The organism is Guptibacillus hwajinpoensis (genome assembly GCF_020524165.1).
In the GTDB taxonomy this organism is placed as follows: domain Bacteria; phylum Bacillota; class Bacilli; order Bacillales; family Guptibacillaceae; genus Guptibacillus; species Guptibacillus hwajinpoensis_D.
Window position 1 is genome coordinate 309,275 of sequence record NZ_JAIVKU010000001.1, and the last position, 17,427, is coordinate 326,701.

Here is a 17,427-nt window from a genome sequence, read left to right on the forward strand (position 1 = left end):
TTAATTAACTATTCCCAAATTCTTGAAAAGTGGTATACTACAATTATCAGCCTCGCTATAGTAGAAATTCCCCATTTTCCTTGCCAAAGGAGCAATTCGAATGCCTCGTAAGAAACGAACCTGGTTTCCTGGTGCAAAGTATCATATTATCTGCCGTGGAAATCGAAAAGCACCACTGTTTGAAGAACAAACCGATCGTTTCAAGTATTTTCAAATTCTAGAACACGCTCGTCTCGCTTTCCCGTTTCGCCTACACGTATACTGTCTCATGACTAACCATGTGCATCTCTCCATTGAAACCTTCGATCATCCCCCTGGTGAAATCATGAAAGTGATCAACTCCAACTATGCTAGATATTTCAACGACAAATATGAGTACACAGGCCATGTCTTCCAAGGTCGCTTTAATGCTGAACTGCTTGATTCAATTGATTATGAAATTGACGTAAGTAAATACATTCACCTTAATCCAGTTAAAGCCCGAATGGTGGCCAAACCAGCGGACTATTTGTGGAGCAGTTATCGTGCCTATATTTCATATCGAAAGAATCCACATGCTTACCCTGATTACATACTCTCACTGTTCCAAAAACCTTCACGGGAAGCTTATCAGCGCTATGTCGAAAGCGAAGACCCATTGTTACCACCAGAACTTATAAAACAACTGCCAGAGTGGAAAGGGAAAAAAGTTTATTTGCTCTCAAATTTGCCGAAGTAAAAACGCTGAAATTACTAACGAAAGAGAAGTGAATGAATGGAGTATTGGATCTGGCTAAGTTCCCTTCCTTACGTGGGTCCGGTTACACAAAAGAAACTACTGGCCACTTTCGGAAGTCCGGAACGAGTCTATGATGCCTCTCCGTCTGAACTCAAGGAAATAAGGATTTCTCAACGTGCATTTGAATCCATTCTAACGGCACGATCGCTTGAGAAACCAAAGCGCATTCTTGAACTCGTTCAGCAAAAGGAGATCTGGCTACTACCCCGGGATGACCCGCTTTACCCAAGTTGCGCCAAAAATGTTGCTGAATCGCCCGTTCTTTTATATTACAAAGGCCGAATTAGGCTGAATCTTCCTTCTGTTGCCATCGTCGGTTCTCGCTCTTGTTCCAATTACGCACGACGTGCTGCAAAAGAGTTATCCACCAGACTCTCAAGCCTGAACATTCCTGTTGTTAGTGGACTCGCGAAAGGAATCGATGAGGCTGCTCACACTGCCTGCCTCGCAAACTGTGGGCACCCGATTGCTTTTGTTGCAAATGGTGTTGACGACTGTTACCCGAAAGAGCACCGCTCGCTCTACGAAGCAGTTATAAATGAAGGCGCTGTCATCTCGCAGTATCCACCTGGCACAGCACCTACACCAAAGCAATTCATTCAGCGAAACGCATTAATCAGTGCATGGTCAAGTCATGTGGTAATCATGGAAGCTAACGTGAAAAGTGGTGCGATGGCGACCGCTCACTTCGCTCGAAAGCAAGCAAGAGAAGTCTTTGTACTCATAAGTAATGATGCTCGATTTAGGCAGGGAACAAACTGTCTAAGAAAACAAGGTATACGCCCTTATCATAGCTTTCAATCAATTGAAAAAGAATTCAACAAACTCTCTTAAATCGTTAAGATCCCTCGCAAGTTTTCCGTGATTTAATCCCTCAAGGATCTTCAAGAACCTCTCTCCCGACTAGAGCATGATGGATTCCAACCCATCAGGGAAGAGAAGTAAGAAAGAAGAAGATAAACCTGCCTCTAAACTACCTAATCGAGCCATCGATCGGGTAGTTTTTCTTATGGAAAAAGAAAGATAGAAAACTAGTTCTTTAGTCTAGCAAATGAGCGAAGAGATGAGGGGCGGCGACAAACTCATAAATCTATCGTCATATATTAAATTTAAACAATCTTTACAAAGACAAATGTCAGATAAAGGTCTATGTTACAAAAAATGTGTCCCGTCAGCGTGGACAAATGCAGTGAAATTAGCGGTGTTGTCTTTAAGGGGGGTCAGGCTCGAGTTTGACCCCCTTCAATAAATGTAAGCGTATTCAAAAATTAGACAATTTACGCTATTTTTACACATATGAGTCAAAAGTTATTGTATACTGACAATTGGTGGGACTCTCACCAAAATTCGACTACATATCCGGGGGGATGAAATTTGAAACGAAGGTCAACCAGTCGTTTTATTAGCTTTGCGCTAATATTCTCAATGGTTCTTAGTTTTTTCGCATTACCAGTTTCACAGCTTTCAGCTTCTGCTGAAGACGTGATTTCTGTTGGAGAAGCGATCGCTAACAATACTGGTTCTGCAACAGTAGAAGGGTATATTGTAGGAACAACTTCAAGCGGCCCTTCTTATAACTTAGATGGCGCAAATGGAGTAGAAACGAACATTGCCATTGCAGATTCTTCAAGTGAAACCGAGTCCGACAAGATTATGCCGGTTCAACTACCTAAAGGATATTTAAGAGATGAGCTCAATTTAGTAGCGAATCCCGCAAACAAAGGTAAGAAGATCCAAATTACTGGAGACCTCGCAGCATACTTCGGTGTACCAGGTCTGAAAAGCCCAACAGCTTACACTTTTTCCGACGGCACAACTCCAGACCCAGAACCTATCGAACTCTCAACCATTACAGATGCTAGAAAAGTAGCAAACAATACACCAGTGAAAATTAAAGGAACGGCAACTGCAGCCTTCGAAGCAGGCGGTCAAACCAACCTATTTATCCAGGATGATACAGCAGGTATTATCGTTCGTGCTGCAGGCATCACTGCTAAGATTGGTGATGAAGTCACTGTAGAAGGAACAATGTCTGACTACTATGGCATGCAGCAAGTCATGACAAGTGCTTCTGATGTGGTCATCACCACAGAAAACAAAGGCATTCCGTCCCCACAGTCCCTTACATCAACTGATCTTTCCAAAGAAAATGGTGAACAGCACGAAGCTGAATTCACTCAATTTCATGACGTTACGGTTAAGTCAGTCGACAGTAACGGAAACTTTACAGCCGAAGATGCTTCAGGTGAATTTCTCATAAAGCCAGCCGACAAATCGCTTCTTGAAGTAGGCCAAAGCTATGAAATTCTTAGAGGCGTCATCGACTACAACTATAACGAATACAAACTTGTGCCTCGTAGCGCAGCTGATGTCATCGAAAAAGCTTTTTCAGTGACAGCTAATCCATCTTCAGGATCTGTTCTTGAAGGCACGATGGTTAAACTTGCGACAGCAGAAGAAGGCGCAACGGTTCATTACACAACAGACGGTAGCGAACCAACTGCTGACAGCACAGAATATACAGCTCCTATTGAACTAACAGAGGATACAACAATTAAAGCGATTGCAGCAAAAGATGGTCAAACAAGTGAAGTAGCTACTTTTGACTACGCTGTTCTAAAATCTGCTGATGGCATTAGCATTCACGACATTCAAGGTGCTGGCCACACTTCACCTTATGAAGGAAAAGCGGTTACGAAAGTTGCTGGGATCGTGACAGCAAAACACGGTAACAACGCATTTTACATGCAAGAAGAAAACCCTGACGACAACATTGCCACTTCAGAAGGCATCTATGTTTACAAAAGCGGCGGCGCTGGCGTTAATGTTGGCGACAAAGTAGAAGTAGACGGTCAGGTAAAAGAGTGGAGAGAAGATGGTTATAGCGATGCAAAAGACCTTTTAACCACTCAAATCACAGCTTCAGACGTTTCAGTCACTTCTTCAGGCAACCCATTACCAGAAACAATTGTTATTGGAGAAGATCGCACGCCTCCAACTGAAATTGTAGAAGACGATGAAATGAAGACGTTTGATCCTGAAACAGATGGACTGGATTTTTACGAAAGTCTTGAAGGGATGTTAATTGAGATTCCAGATGCAACGGTAACAGGTCCAGTGAAATACGATGAGCTTCCTGTTTACGTAAACACAAGTGAAGATCAACTGTTCACTCGTGCGAACGGACTTCTGCTGACAGCAGACGACCCGAATCCTGAGCGTCTTTTAATCGACGTTGATGGCATTGATATTGACGTCACGACTGGTGATCGACTTGACGGATCGGTTACTGGAAACATGAGCTACGATTACAGCAACTTTAAAATTCGTCCAACTGGCACGTTCCCCGCTGTTATTGATGGGGATACAGAGCGCGAAGTCACGACATTAGAATCGACAACTGGTGATCTAACGATTGCTTCTTACAACATTGAAAACTACTACCCTGGTGTTGGGGAAGAGAAAACAGGCAAAATTGCTGAATCGATTGTAAAGAACATGAAAACTCCAGACATTGTCGGTTTGATTGAAGTACAAGATAACAACGGCCCAACAGATGATGGCACAACAAAGGCAAACGAGTCTTATGAAGCGATTATTAAAGCGATTGAAGAAGCAGGCGGCCCAACGTACAAGTTTGCTGATATCGCACCAGCAGATAAAACAGATGGCGGACAGCCAGGCGGAAATATCCGTGTCGGGTTCATTTATAATCCTGATCGCGTAGATTTCCCTGAGAAAAAATCAGGTGATGCCACAACTTCAGTTGGCGTAGATGTAAATGGCCTAACGCTGAACCCAGGTCGCATTGATCCAACGAATGAAGCATTTGACGATTCTCGTAAACCACTTGCAGCTGAGTTTGAATTTAACGGTGAAAAAGTGGTTGTTGTTGCGAATCACTTCAACTCAAAAGGTGGAGACGGTGCCCTATTTGGCGCGGATCATCCTGTCGTTTTAGGAAGTGAAGTGCAGCGCATGAAGCAGGCATCAATCGTAAACAACTTCGTAAATGACGTAGTGACGAACATGGAAGATAGCAACGTTGTTGTTCTTGGTGACTTGAATGACTTTGAATTTTCGAAGCCAATTCAAACGCTTGAAGGCGACGTACTAACGAATATGGTCAAAAAGCTTCCAACAGAGCAACGCTATTCCTACAACTATCAAGGGAATGCGCAGGTGCTCGATCATATTCTCGTATCGAACAATCTAGCAAACCGCACGATGATTGATAGCATTAACATTAACTCTGATTTTAGTGAAGCTGATGGACGCGCTAGTGACCATGATCCAATGCTTGCGAAGATTCAAATGGAAAACAGCGTGGACCGTACTTCAGGAGCAACGCGTTATGAAACAGCGGTTGAAATTTCAAAAAAAGGTTGGGAAAAAGCAGACACTGTCGTGATCGCAAGAGGCGATGAGTTCCCGGATGCCCTTGCAGGAGCACCACTTGCTTACAAATACGATGCGCCAATCCTTTTAACCGAACAAAACAAACTAAACGCAGCTGTTAAGAAAGAAATTGAGCGTCTTGGTGCGAAGGAAGCGATCGTTCTTGGTGGAACATCCGCCATTTCTTCTTATACGGAATATGAACTAAAAGGTCTTGGACTGAAAGTAGATCGTATTGGAGGCGCAACACGTTATGAAACAGCTGTGAACATCGCAGCGAAGCTTGACGGAACGCCTGAAAAATCGATTCTAGCGAATGCCTTTAACTTCCCAGATGCACTATCTGTTGCTTCTTATGCAGCAAAAAATGGTTACCCAATCGTGCTAACAGATGACGATCAGCTTCCTGCTGTTTCGAAGAAAATTTTAAACACAACAGATGAGCAAATCGTTGTTGGCGGAGAAAGTGCAATCAATGAAGAAATCAAAGATAGTCTTTCCAATGCCGTTCGTATTAGCGGAGATGACCGCTATGCAACGTCAGCATCGATCGCAACTGTTCTAACACCTGATTCAGATACAGCGATTGTTGCTACTGGTGTGAAATTTGCCGATGCGCTTTCTGGTTCAGTCCTTGCAGCGAAAGACGATGCAGCTATTCTTCTTGTGAAGAAGGATGAAATTCCGGAGAAGATTGCAGAGGCTATTGATGAAAATAACATTCATAACTTCCACATCCTCGGTGGCCCTAACGCCGTGAGTGATGACGTTATGAACGATCTAAAGAACAACTAATAGTGAGGAAAGGGCGGGAAATCTCCGCCTTCTCCTTTTCTATGAAACTAGTTATAAAGTATTATTTTGAATTTGTTAACTATTGTGACAAAAAGGACCATTCACCTAGTAGTCTAGTATATAATGAAAATCGCGGAGACATTCCGACAAAATCTGAGTTTTCGAAAGGGAAGGGATTACGTACATGAATATGAAAAAACCTCTTTTCGGCGTTCTATCAACAGCTGCACTAGCAATGGGGATTGCGGCAGCATCACCGTCAACTCCTGCAGAAGCGGCAGCGGGTGATTTTGATCTTACAATCATGCATACAAACGATACACATGCGCATCTTGATAATGCGCCAAGACGCCTAACGGCTGTCGAGGAAATTCGTGCGGCTCGTGAAAATACGATTCTATTAGACGCTGGAGATGTTTTCTCTGGTACGCTCTTTTTCAATAAATACAAAGGCCTTGCTGACGTGCAGTTTATGAACATGATGAAATACGATGCCATGGTTCCTGGTAACCATGAATTCGATGAAGGTCCTAAGACGTTCTCTGAATTTGTAAAGCAAACGAAATTCCCAATCGTAAGTGCAAACATTGACTATAGCAAGGATCCCTACCTTAGCCCGTTATACAAAAATGAAATGGCGATGACTGGTGACGATGGCACAATTTATCCAGCTGTTATTCTTGATGTGAACGGAGAAGAAGTTGGTGTCTTTGGACTAACGATTGAATCAACAGACGAGCTTTCAAGTCCTGGTGAAACAATTTCTTTCCAAAACCATCAGGAACAAGCAGAGAAAATGGTGAAAATGTTCCAGGATAAAGGCGTTAATAAAATTGTTGCGCTAACTCACCTTGGAAAAACGGTTGAAGTTGAGCTTGCTGAATCTGTAGAAGGCATCGACGTTGTGGTTGGTGGGCATAGTCATACGAAACTTGAAGATGCAGTGGTCGTTAACGGTGATAAGGAGCCAACACTTGTTGTACAAGCGAATGAATACAGCAAATACTTAGGTGATCTTGAAGTGACGTTTAATGCGGACGGCGTGCTAACAGATTGGGATGATGAATTACTGGACCTTAGTGAAGGAAAAGGTTTTGAAGCAGATCCAGAAGCAAAAGAGCTTTACAATGACTTGAAAAAGCCACTCGAAGAAATTGAGAAAGAAGTGGTTGGACAATCAGACGTTTATCTTGACGGAAAACGAGCGTCCGTCCGTACTGGTGAAACGAACCTTGGTAACTTAATCACTGACGGTATGCTGAACAAAGCTCAAGAATTTACAGATGCAACAATTGCGATTACAAACGGCGGAGGAATCCGAGAATCAATTGATGAAGGCCCAATCACGCTAGGTGAAGTATTAACAACAATGCCATTTGGAAATAACCTTGTAACGCTTGATCTGACTGGTCAAGAAATTATTGATTCATTAGAACATGGGGTAAGTGGAGTTGAAACCCAAGAAGGCCGTTTTGCTCAAGTAGCAGGACTTCGTTATTCTTTTGATAAAGATCTTCCTTCTGGTGAGCGAATTCTCGATGTAAATGTGAAAACGGAGAACGGCTATGAAGACATTGACCCTGAAGCAACATACACAGTTGCTACAAACGCTTATATCGCACAGGGTGGCGATGGCTATGACGCAATGGGCGCAGCAGCTGCTGACGGTCGTATGGAAGAACTATTTTTCGTAGATTTTGAAGTGTTTACAGAGTATCTCGATGAAATTGGAACAGTTAAAGCGAAAGACGAAGCCCGTATCGTTGAAGCAGATGCTGAACGTATTCAGGGTGAAACGCGCTATGAAACATCTGTGAAAATCTCACAAGAAGGCTGGGACTCAGCGGATACCGTTGTTCTTGCACGCGGTGATTCTTTCCCCGATGCACTAGCAGGAGCACCACTGGCTTATAAATACGATGCGCCAATTCTTTTAACAGAAAGCGGTTCATTGAACAAAATGGCGAAAGAAGAAATTGCGCGACTTGGTGCGAAAGACGTGATTATTCTTGGTGGTACTAGCGCGGTAAGCAACTATGTCGAGTTCCAGCTTGAAGGGATGGGTATCGAAGTGGAGCGTGTTGCTGGAGACAACCGTTTCGATACTGCTGCAAACATTGCAGCACGTCTCGGTGGATCACCTGATAAAGCCATCGTAGCAAATGGAATGAACTTCCCTGATGCCCTCGCGATTGCACCATATGCAGCGCAGAAGGGTTACCCGATTCTTTTAACAGAAGCGGATGAAATTCCATCAGCAACGAGCAATGCGCTTAAAGGCATTGATGGATCGATCATCGTTGGTGGCGAAACAGCTGTTAATGGTAAGCTAGACAAGAAGCTCCATGCGGAAGATCGCTATGCAGGAGACAACCGTTTCGGTACAGCAGCTGATATTGCTACAAGCCTTAACCCTTCTGCACGCGTTTACGTTTCAACTGGAATGAACTTCGCGGACGCTCTTTCCGGATCCGTTCTTGCGGCGAAACAAAATGCAGCGATGCTTCTTGTAAAACCAGATATGCTTCCGAAAGAAACAGCAGAAGCAGTTGAGGAAATAGAAGCTTATGACTTCAATGTTCTAGGTGGAGAAAATGCCGTTAGCCAGAAAATTGTAGACGAATTGAAAAAATAATGAGGTAAAGCGTAGGGGGCGCCCCCTGCGCTTTTTTTGATTTATTTTTAGTATAGGCAGGTATTGAAGCATGGAAAGCTAAATGTATTATAGTATTATGCGTTATAACGAATTTGATCTGAGGGAGGGTTCTGATTGAAGAAATTAGGTGAGCGAAAAATCAGTCCACTGTTACTGCTCATTCTCGTGATCACCATGTTCCTACCGTCTCAAGCGTTTGCGATTGCGAGCGTCGATGAAGAAAAGAATGCAGTGCATTACGCTGCGTTTGGGGATTCATTGGCAGCTGGCGTTCTGTCAGATAATACAATTGGTTTAAGTTATGCAGACTACATAGCTCAAGATCTACAGCGGGTGGATCTATTAGGAAGCTACGAAAAGCCTTATGCTGTGCCAGGTGCTACGTCTCAAAATATGCTGGATGCTCTAATGGATCGGGATATGCAAATCAAAATCGCATCGAAAGATATGATCACGATAACGATCGGGGCCAATGATTTTCTGCAAGTGCTCAGTAAGGAACCAGAGCGCCTACAAAACCCAGAAGAAGTCGAAAAGATCATCGCTGAGCTCTCTGAAAACTACGTCTTCATCATGAGCATCATCCGGAATGTTAACCCTTCGGCCGAGATTTATTTAATGGGCTATTACAACGGTTTTTACGCTTTCCCTGAGGCCCAACAGCGTCCTCTTGTGGAGATTATGCATACAGTAAATAGCATCATTAAACAAATTGCATCCGATTCAAACAGTCATTATGTTCCGACGTATGATGCCATTTCGACTGATTCATTAACGTATTTGCCAAATCCTAAAAATGTCCATCCTTCGCCAGCTGGTTACATGGCGATTGCAGATGAATTTTGGAAAAAAGTGAAATTGAATTTGCCAACCAATGTGACTCGTATAGCTGGAGTTAATCGCTACGAAACGGCAGTTAAAATTTCTCAGGAAGGGTGGAAGGAACACGCTCAGGGAGTTGTCATCGCGCGCGGTGATGATTTTCCAGATGCCCTGGCTGGTGCGCCGCTTGCCTACGATTTGGATTCGCCAATTCTATTAACGCATTCGAACGCTCTTGATCAAATCGTGAAGGATGAAATTGAACGACTCGATCCAGAATTTGCTATTCTTCTTGGAGGGGAGAAGGCGCTCTCTAAAGACGTTGAAGATAAGCTGGATAAAATGGGGATCCCTGTTGAACGAATTGCAGGAGACAACCGCTATGAAACGGCTGCGAAAATTGCCGGAACCTTACCTCATGCAGAAAAGGCCGTTATTGCGAACGGAACAAAATTCCCTGATGCCCTTTCCATTGCTTCGTATGCGGCGGAAAATACGTATCCCATTTTACTCGCAAAACAAAATGAGATACCAGAGGATACGGCAGAGGTTTTAAAACGTTATCCTGAAAGCATTGCCGTTGGAGGGATGGCCGTTCTCTCAGAAAGTCTCGTTGAAAAGTTACCGAAAGCCAAGCGCTATGGCGGAGAAGACCGTTATGAAACAGCTTCGATTATTGCGATGGAGTTAAACCCTTCGCACAAAGCCTTTATGTCTACTGGATTAGAATTCGCGGATGCGCTAACCGGTAGCGTTCTAGCCGCTAAAAGAGACAATAGCTTTCTACTTGTTGATCCGAATAAGATGCAGGATGCTGTAATGGACGCTAAAGAAAATCTTGAAATCTATCATTTTACGATTCTAGGTGGACCAAAAGCCGTTAGTCCAACGATCGAAAGACAGCTGATGGGCGTTAAATAAAATGTGATTCAAAAGGGAGCAGCTCGTTGCTGCTCCCTTTTCACATGAAAAATATGCAGAATTATGGCAAATTTTAACTCGCTAGTGATAGACTTGTAGAGTATGTGAAGCTCGAGCTTAGGGGGAAGATGATGAAAAAAAGCATCTATGGGTTTGGATTACTTCTATTTAGTTTATTGATGGTTTTTGGAACGAATGAGGCAAATGCCATGCCTGCACTAGAAAAAACGCAGAAGCTTGTTCAGCCGTCAGGAGAAACATTTAACGCTTCACTCAGTGGAAACGAAAGTCTGAACTGGTGGACGGCATCAGGTGATGTGATTAAAAGAGGAGACGACGACTACTGGTATTACGCTAAAATCGTCGGTCAGCATCTACAAGTAACGAATGCGAAATATGCGATTGATAACAAACCTTCTGAAGCAGCAAAACTCGAAGAAGTCCTACTGCTTCAACCGGCTGATACAAAGCCAAAAGAGATACCGAATCCAAATGATAAATTTGATTTATTAAGCGTCGGGAAGCAAGAGAATACGCTAGTTTTATTAGTAGAATTTAGCGATGCGAAAACCACCTATTCCGATGAAGAGTGGCGTAATCGTTTTTTTGGAGCACAAGGAAGTACGCTCAATGCTTACTATGAAGAAGTATCAAATGGTAAGTTAGGATTTAAAGGGGCCGTTGAATCCAGTGGAACGAATGATGGCATCGTGAAAGTTACGCTTCCTTATGCTCATCCTCGTCCTGAATCGGCCTATAATCCGGATAGCACGTACTCACAAATTGTGAAGGATGCTCTTAAAGCATCTAATGCAAAGGTGAACTTTGCGCAATTTGATCAAAATAAAGACGGTTCCCTTACTTCAGAAGAGTTACATATTGTGGCGATCGTTGCTGGTGGCGAAGCAAGCTATGGCGACACGGGAAAAGTGGTTTGGGGCCATATGTCTAGCTTATATGAGAGTGAGGCTCCTGTACTTGATGGGGTGAAAGTTGGCTCGTATCAGGCTGGCGGCGGCTACACGATGTTTGGGGAAAAACATGGCGGTCACATGGCAACGGTTGGGATCATTGCACACGAAATGGGACACGACCTTGGTTTACCAGATTTATATGATACGGACGGCTCTTCAGAAGGCGTTGGCATTCATAGTTTAATGGGTGGTGGCTCCTGGACAACCCACGACAATCAATATGAAGGGTCCATTCCAACGCATTTGGATCCATGGTCTAAGATGGTGCTTGGATTTATCCGCCCTATCGAAATTCAAAACAATGGCACGTACGAAGTGGCAAATTTTAAAGCGGATCAACCAGCCGTATTGAAATTAAAGACGACAGATGAATCGGAATACTTTTTAATTGAAAACCGACAGTTTACTGGATTTGATCTAGGATTAGCAGATGAAGTTGTCTCTCCTGGAATAGCCATTTGGCATATTGATGAGCAGCAGTTGAAGAATCGCCAATATAATACGAACGAATCTCACAAAGCAGTTGACCTGGAAGAGGCCAATGAAAGTAGACTTGGTTACGCAGAGCTGGATCAGCAGCATATTTTCCGTCTGTATTATGATCATTATTTTAGTGGAAATGGCTATGACCGCTTTACGACCACGTCTTCTCCAACGAGTAAAGTGTATTCTGGGGCAAGTTCAGGTGTCGCGGTGACCGTACTTGATCCGAACAGTGAGGCGATGACGGTTTCAGTTAAAGTACCTCAGGGAGACGATCAGCAGCCGCCACTATGGCCAAAGGCAGAACTTAACGCGACAACGATCCAAAATGATCGCCTGACGTTAAACTGGTCTGAAGCAACAGATGATTCAGGCATTGCCTCGTACATCGTCTATAAAAATGGAACGCTTTTAAAAGAAGTTGATGGCGCAACGAGAAAGCTCACGGTGAAAGGACTTGCGACGGATAAAGAGTACAATTTTAAAGTAGAAGCCGTTGATAAAAAAGGGTTTGCTACCTCAAACGGACCAGAATTAACAGTAAAAACGTCCGCCAACACCGTTGAGCGAATCGAAGGACTGAATCGTTTTGAAACGGCAGCAAATGTCAGTGCCAAAACGTATACTCAAGCGGAGACGGTCGTGATCGCAAGGGGTCTTGATTTTCCGGATGCATTGTCAGGCGCACCGCTTGCGTATCAGTTACAAGCACCGATCCTGCTCTCAAAAACAAATGAACTTCCAACAGAAACAAAAAAAGAAATGGCGCGACTTAAAGCAAAGAAAGCGATCATTCTTGGTGGAGTAAATGCGATTTCTCTTTCGACAGAAAAAGCCATAAAGGCACTCGGATTAGAAGTGGAGCGAATCAGCGGTGATAATCGCTATGATACTTCAGCGAAGATTGCAAAGCGCATGGGAGGAGATCCAGGGAAAGCGATTATCGCGTATGGTCTTAATTTTCCAGATGCCCTTGCGATTGCCCCATATGCCGCGCAACAAGGCTATCCGATCTTATTAGTTAATAAAGACAGCATCCCGGCAGCTACAAAACTTGCGTTGAAGAACATTGACGATACGATCGTGATTGGGGGAGAAAGTGTGATCACGAAGAGCGTGTATGAAGGTCTTCCATCACCAGAGCGTATTGCCGGAATCAACCGTTTTGAAACGGCTGCGAAAGTGAAAACAACGTTTTATCCAGACGCCAAAACCGCTTATTTGGCCACTGGTTTTGGCTTTGCGGATGCACTAGCGGGTTCTGTTCTCGCAGCGAAAGAAGGCGCACCTCTTTTGTTAGTGAAGTCAAATGAGCTTCCTTCAGAAACGGTCGAAGCGATAAAAAATGTGAGGGACTTTAACTTGTTAGGTGGTCCGTCCGCTATAAACGAGAAAGTCCAGCAACGCTTATATCAGGAATAATGCGACAAAAGATGCAGGTCGTGATTAAGAGATACAGGGAATTTGACCTGTATCTCTTATTTTTTGGAAAAATTAACAGGATTTCGCTTAAACTTTGTTGAATTATAGCCGATAGTATAGGCAGAGTGTCGATATTTGGGCAGCAACTTAATTGGAATGAGGAGGATCTGGATGCAACCTTCATTGGTCAAGAAAGCAATAACGGGTTCTGCGCTCGTCGCGGGCGTCATGTTTGTTCAACCTGATGGGGCAGAAGCGGCGTTTGGAGATCAAGAGCTTAAGCTAGGCATGAACAATCAGGACGTGAAAGAGCTACAGGATGTATTGAAGGCAAAGGGCTATTTTACTTACCACACATCAACAGGCTACTACGGTCCAATTACAGAGGATGCCGTTAGTCAGTTCCAAAAGGCAGTTGGTTTAAAAGTAACGGGGGTTGCGACAACTGATACCCTTCAGAAGCTAGGGGCCAGTACGGTTAGCAAATCATCAGCTTCCACATCTTCATCCGTTTTACAAGTTGGCTCGCGCGGTCAAGACGTTACGAATCTTCAGGCCAAGCTGAAAGAAGCAGGCTACTATTCCTACAATGTGGATGGCATTTACGGTCAGATTACCCAAAAAGCTGTACAGGATTTTCAAAAGGCGAAGGGACTTTCTGTAACAGGAAAAGCGGATGCGACGACCATTAGCGCTCTTGCAAACACGAGTGCCACAAGTTCAAAATCGTCTGGCTCAACTTCTGACCTGTCAGTTGGCATGCGGGGAAGTGCAGTGACAGATCTTCAGACGAAACTAAAAGCAAAAGGCTATTATACATATACTGTTGATGGCATTTTTGGGCAAATTACGAAAACGGCGGTTCAACATTTTCAAAAGGCAAATGGGTTATCCCAAACGGGTGTGGCGGACAGCAAAACCTTATCGGCCCTGTCTGAAAGCAGCGATGCAGTGAAACCTGCAACGAGCGGACTGACTGTTGGATCGCGAGGAAGCGCCGTTACGAATCTTCAACAGATGCTAAAAGACCGTGGCTACTATTCCTATAACATAGACGGGATCTTTGGTAGTATTACGCAAAAAGCGGTCAAAGAGTTTCAAAGTATTGTAGGATTACCGGTGACAGGTGTTGCCGATGATAAAACGATTGATGCATTGAAGTCAAGAAGTTCACAGGAGACGTCGACCGTCCTGAAGGTGGGATCAACAGGCAGTGCGGTCACAGACCTCCAGAACAAGTTAAAGAAAGCCGGTACCTTCCACGCGGAAGCGACAGGATACTTTGGTCCTGTCACTGAGAAAGCGGTCAAGGACTTCCAGAAAGCAAAGAAACTGCAGGTGACAGGCACTGCGACAAAAGAAACAATGGATGCGCTTGACGGCTTAACAGAAAAAGTCGTGTCATCACCTTCTACTGGAGAAGATTACGGGGATTTATTGAAAAAAGGATCAACAGGGTCACTTGTGAAAGAACTCCAATCAAAGTTACAAGCGATTGGCTTATACAGCGGTCCTCTTGATGGCGATTTTGGAAATGGAACAGACCGAGCCGTTCGAAACTTCCAATCGCGTAACAAGTTAACGGTCGATGGCATTGTCGGACCGGCGACATGGGAAAAGCTAAAGCAATCAACGGGATATGAAGGAAATAGCAATGAGGATAGTGGAAGCGGGAGCGGAAGTTCCAATTCGGACTTTAGCGTAATGGATCTGATCGCAGACGCATCGTTATACATAGGTGTTCCTTACGTTTGGGGCGGAAACACCCCTACGCAGGGCTTCGACTGCAGCGGTTTCCTCGTCTATGTCTTTAACAAGCAGGGCGTCTCCTTGCCAAGAACGATGGCACAAATGTGGAACGTTACAACACCAGTAAGCTCACCATCCGTAGGTGATATTGTATATTTCACCACCTACAAACCAGGTGCTTCTCACGGTGGGATTTACATCGGCAACAATAAATTCATCCACGCTGGCTCATCGACAGGCGTTACCATTAGCGACATGACATCAAGCTACTGGGGACCGAGGTATTTGGGAGCGAAGCGCGCGCAATAATGGGGGGTCAGACCCCTCTTAAAGACAAAACATCAAAAGTGTCCGTCACAGACGGACACTTTTGCTATGTAAAGAACGGTATAATCCTGGAAACGACTTTTATCAACAGTGCTTTCAATCTGATAACATCATGAGGAAACGTATTAGCATCGCCATCCAGTAGACCAGGAGACCGGTAACCAATTTTATGAAATAAATTGGAATCTATTTCTAGTAATGCTAGAATGAAAGAAGTGTTCAATAAGAAGTCTATGAGGGGGATATGATGGGGAAACAATTAAAGAGTTTACTAGTAACATGCCTAACCTTAGCGCTAGTTATGCCATCGATGGCAGCAGCGGAGAAAGAAAAGGTTACTTATAATGACATGAATCGGATGCTAACAGAGAGTGCGTTAGAACATAATATTCCACCAGAAATTGCGAAAGCGGTGGCATTGAAAGAGAGCGCATGGAAGCAATGGGCGGATGACGCACAAACTGAACCATTCGTTAACTCGAATGATGGCGGAATCGGTTTAATGCAAGTCACCAGTCATGTTTGTGAAGGTGATGAAACAAAAGATTGCTATGATCCTGAAAAACTCGGAAATGATTTGCGATACAACATCGATGCCGGTTTAGATATTTTAAATGAAAAATGGAGCTACGGCGTTGATGGCATTATTCCAACAATTAATACAAATGATCGAGATATTCTAGAGCATTGGTATTTTGCGATTATGGCCTACAATGGCACTGTGCCTGTTAATAGTCCCTACTTTCGGGATTCTAATGATGGAACAAGGAATGTCGATACCTACCAGGATAAGGTCCTTGCTCTAGTTGAAAAGCACAATTATTTAGATCTGAATACTGAAGCCATTATTTTTGAGCGTGATGATTTTTCTTATGATTCTAAGGAAGATGACCCGATTGTGTTTAATAAAATGCACTTTACTGTCAATGAAGAACTGACTCGGTCAAGAACGCTTTTAAAAGAAGGCGATAAAGTTTCAACAGTAAAAGGTAAAATAATGAAAGATTCTCCAAGCGGTGCGAATGAGGTTGAAATTAGTGAATCTCAACTAGCAACTGTGTTAGATAGTCAGTTTTATGTAGATGAAACAAAAAACAGCCCGACCGAACATTGGGTTCGCTACCATGTACAACTCGCAGATGGAAGATCAGGTTATATGGCTTCAAGCAGCCTAAATCCATTAACCGAACGCCTTTCGGGTAGTAATCGTTACAATACATCCATTGAAATTTCGAAAGATGGTTGGCAGGATGGTGCGGATACCGTCGTAATTAGTCGTGGTGGTGACTTTCCAGATGCTTTAGCTGGAGCGCCCCTGGCTTATCAGGAAGATGCACCAATTCTGTTAACGCCAGATAAGAAGTTAACGGATGAACTTAGAAGCGAAATAAAACGCCTCAATCCAGAAACGGCCATTATTCTTGGAAGTGATAATGCCATTAGTTCAGCCATTGAGAAAGAACTTTCACAAATGGGAATGAAAATTAACAGAATCGGTGGCGACGATCGCTTTGAAACAGCGCAGCTAATTGCAAAACAACTTCATTCAAATAGTAAAGATGCCGTTTTAGCATTAGGCATGGACTTTCCAGATGCTCTTGCAGTAGCCCCATATGCAGCGAAAGAAGGCATACCGATTTTATTATCAAAGAAAAACGCGCTCCCAGATTCTACTAAGGATGCCCTATCTGACATCAACAAGATAATTGTTGTAGGCGGGGCAGATGTTGTTAACGCAAACGTTTATAACCAATTGTCAGATGAGCGGATTCGTCTTGCTGGCGATGATCGATTCGGTACGGCAGAAGAAATCATGAATTACTTTGGCGAAGGAGCAAAGACAGGCTATGTAGCAAATGGTCTAGGATTTGCTGACGCTCTTACAGGAGCAGTCCTTGCTGCTAAAAATGATGCACCTTTAATTCTATCAAGGAAAAATGTGTTGCCTTCTTCAATGGAAGAAGCAATCAATGACCAAGAACTTAATCGTTTTGTTCTTCTCGGAGGTTCGGATGTGATTCATGTTGATGACGACCTCGCTAAATTTGCGATAAAATAATGGTAACTGCCCTCTGATTTCGATCAGAGGGTTTTTAAATAGT

The 17,427-nt window shown here is 43.7% G+C and carries 8 protein-coding genes; all 8 read left to right on the plus strand.

What is annotated here, in order from left to right:
* The first annotated feature begins 100 nt into the window (after nucleotides 1–100).
* The 8 genes from LC090_RS01610 to LC090_RS01645 all read left to right on the plus strand — a co-directional run bounded on the left by LC090_RS01610 (nucleotide 101) and on the right by LC090_RS01645 (nucleotide 17,384).
* A complete protein-coding gene (locus LC090_RS01610; RefSeq protein WP_226654593.1) occupies nucleotides 101–718 on the plus strand; it encodes a transposase in 618 nt (205 codons plus the stop codon).
* Nucleotides 719–754: 36 nt separating this feature from the next.
* Complete coding sequence (dprA, locus tag LC090_RS01615; protein ID WP_226654596.1) at nucleotides 755–1,612, plus strand: DNA-processing protein DprA; 858 nt, start codon at nucleotides 755–757, stop codon at nucleotides 1,610–1,612.
* 540 nt (nucleotides 1,613–2,152) lie between these two features.
* Nucleotides 2,153–5,971 carry a cell wall-binding repeat-containing protein gene (locus LC090_RS01620; protein WP_226654598.1) on the plus strand — a complete coding sequence of 1,273 codons (3,819 nt, stop codon included), beginning with the start codon at nucleotides 2,153–2,155 and terminating at the stop codon, nucleotides 5,969–5,971.
* A 184-nt stretch (nucleotides 5,972–6,155) separates the two neighbouring features.
* A complete protein-coding gene (locus LC090_RS01625; protein WP_226654600.1) occupies nucleotides 6,156–8,606 on the plus strand; it encodes a cell wall-binding repeat-containing protein in 2,451 nt (816 codons plus the stop codon).
* Nucleotides 8,607–8,741: 135 nt separating this feature from the next.
* Nucleotides 8,742–10,370 (plus strand): cell wall-binding repeat-containing protein, encoded by a 1,629-nt coding sequence (locus tag LC090_RS01630; protein ID WP_226654602.1) that lies wholly within the window; start codon nucleotides 8,742–8,744, stop codon nucleotides 10,368–10,370.
* Nucleotides 10,371–10,501: 131 nt separating this feature from the next.
* Nucleotides 10,502–13,249, plus strand: coding sequence for a cell wall-binding repeat-containing protein (locus LC090_RS01635; protein WP_226654605.1), 2,748 nt, complete (start codon nucleotides 10,502–10,504; stop codon nucleotides 13,247–13,249).
* 171 nt (nucleotides 13,250–13,420) lie between these two features.
* Entirely contained in the window at nucleotides 13,421–15,307 is a 1,887-nt protein-coding gene (locus tag LC090_RS01640; RefSeq protein WP_226654607.1) for a peptidoglycan-binding protein, read from the plus strand.
* Between the two features lie 262 nt (nucleotides 15,308–15,569).
* The gene (locus LC090_RS01645; RefSeq protein ID WP_226654610.1) at nucleotides 15,570–17,384 is read left to right on the plus strand and encodes a cell wall-binding repeat-containing protein; all 1,815 of its coding nucleotides are present in this window, start codon (nucleotides 15,570–15,572) and stop codon (nucleotides 17,382–17,384) included.
* Nucleotides 17,385–17,427: the final 43 nt, after the last annotated feature.

Coding starts and splice junctions, on each gene's coding strand:
- LC090_RS01610 (WP_226654593.1), top strand. CDS start 101: ATGCCTCGTAAGAAACGAACCTGGTTTCCTGGTGCAAAGTATCATATT.
- LC090_RS01625 (WP_226654600.1), top strand. CDS start 6,156: ATGAATATGAAAAAACCTCTTTTCGGCGTTCTATCAACAGCTGCACTA.
- LC090_RS01645 (WP_226654610.1), top strand. CDS start 15,570: ATGATGGGGAAACAATTAAAGAGTTTACTAGTAACATGCCTAACCTTA.
- dprA (WP_226654596.1), top strand. CDS start 755: ATGGAGTATTGGATCTGGCTAAGTTCCCTTCCTTACGTGGGTCCGGTT.
- LC090_RS01635 (WP_226654605.1), top strand. CDS start 10,502: ATGAAAAAAAGCATCTATGGGTTTGGATTACTTCTATTTAGTTTATTG.
- LC090_RS01640 (WP_226654607.1), top strand. CDS start 13,421: ATGCAACCTTCATTGGTCAAGAAAGCAATAACGGGTTCTGCGCTCGTC.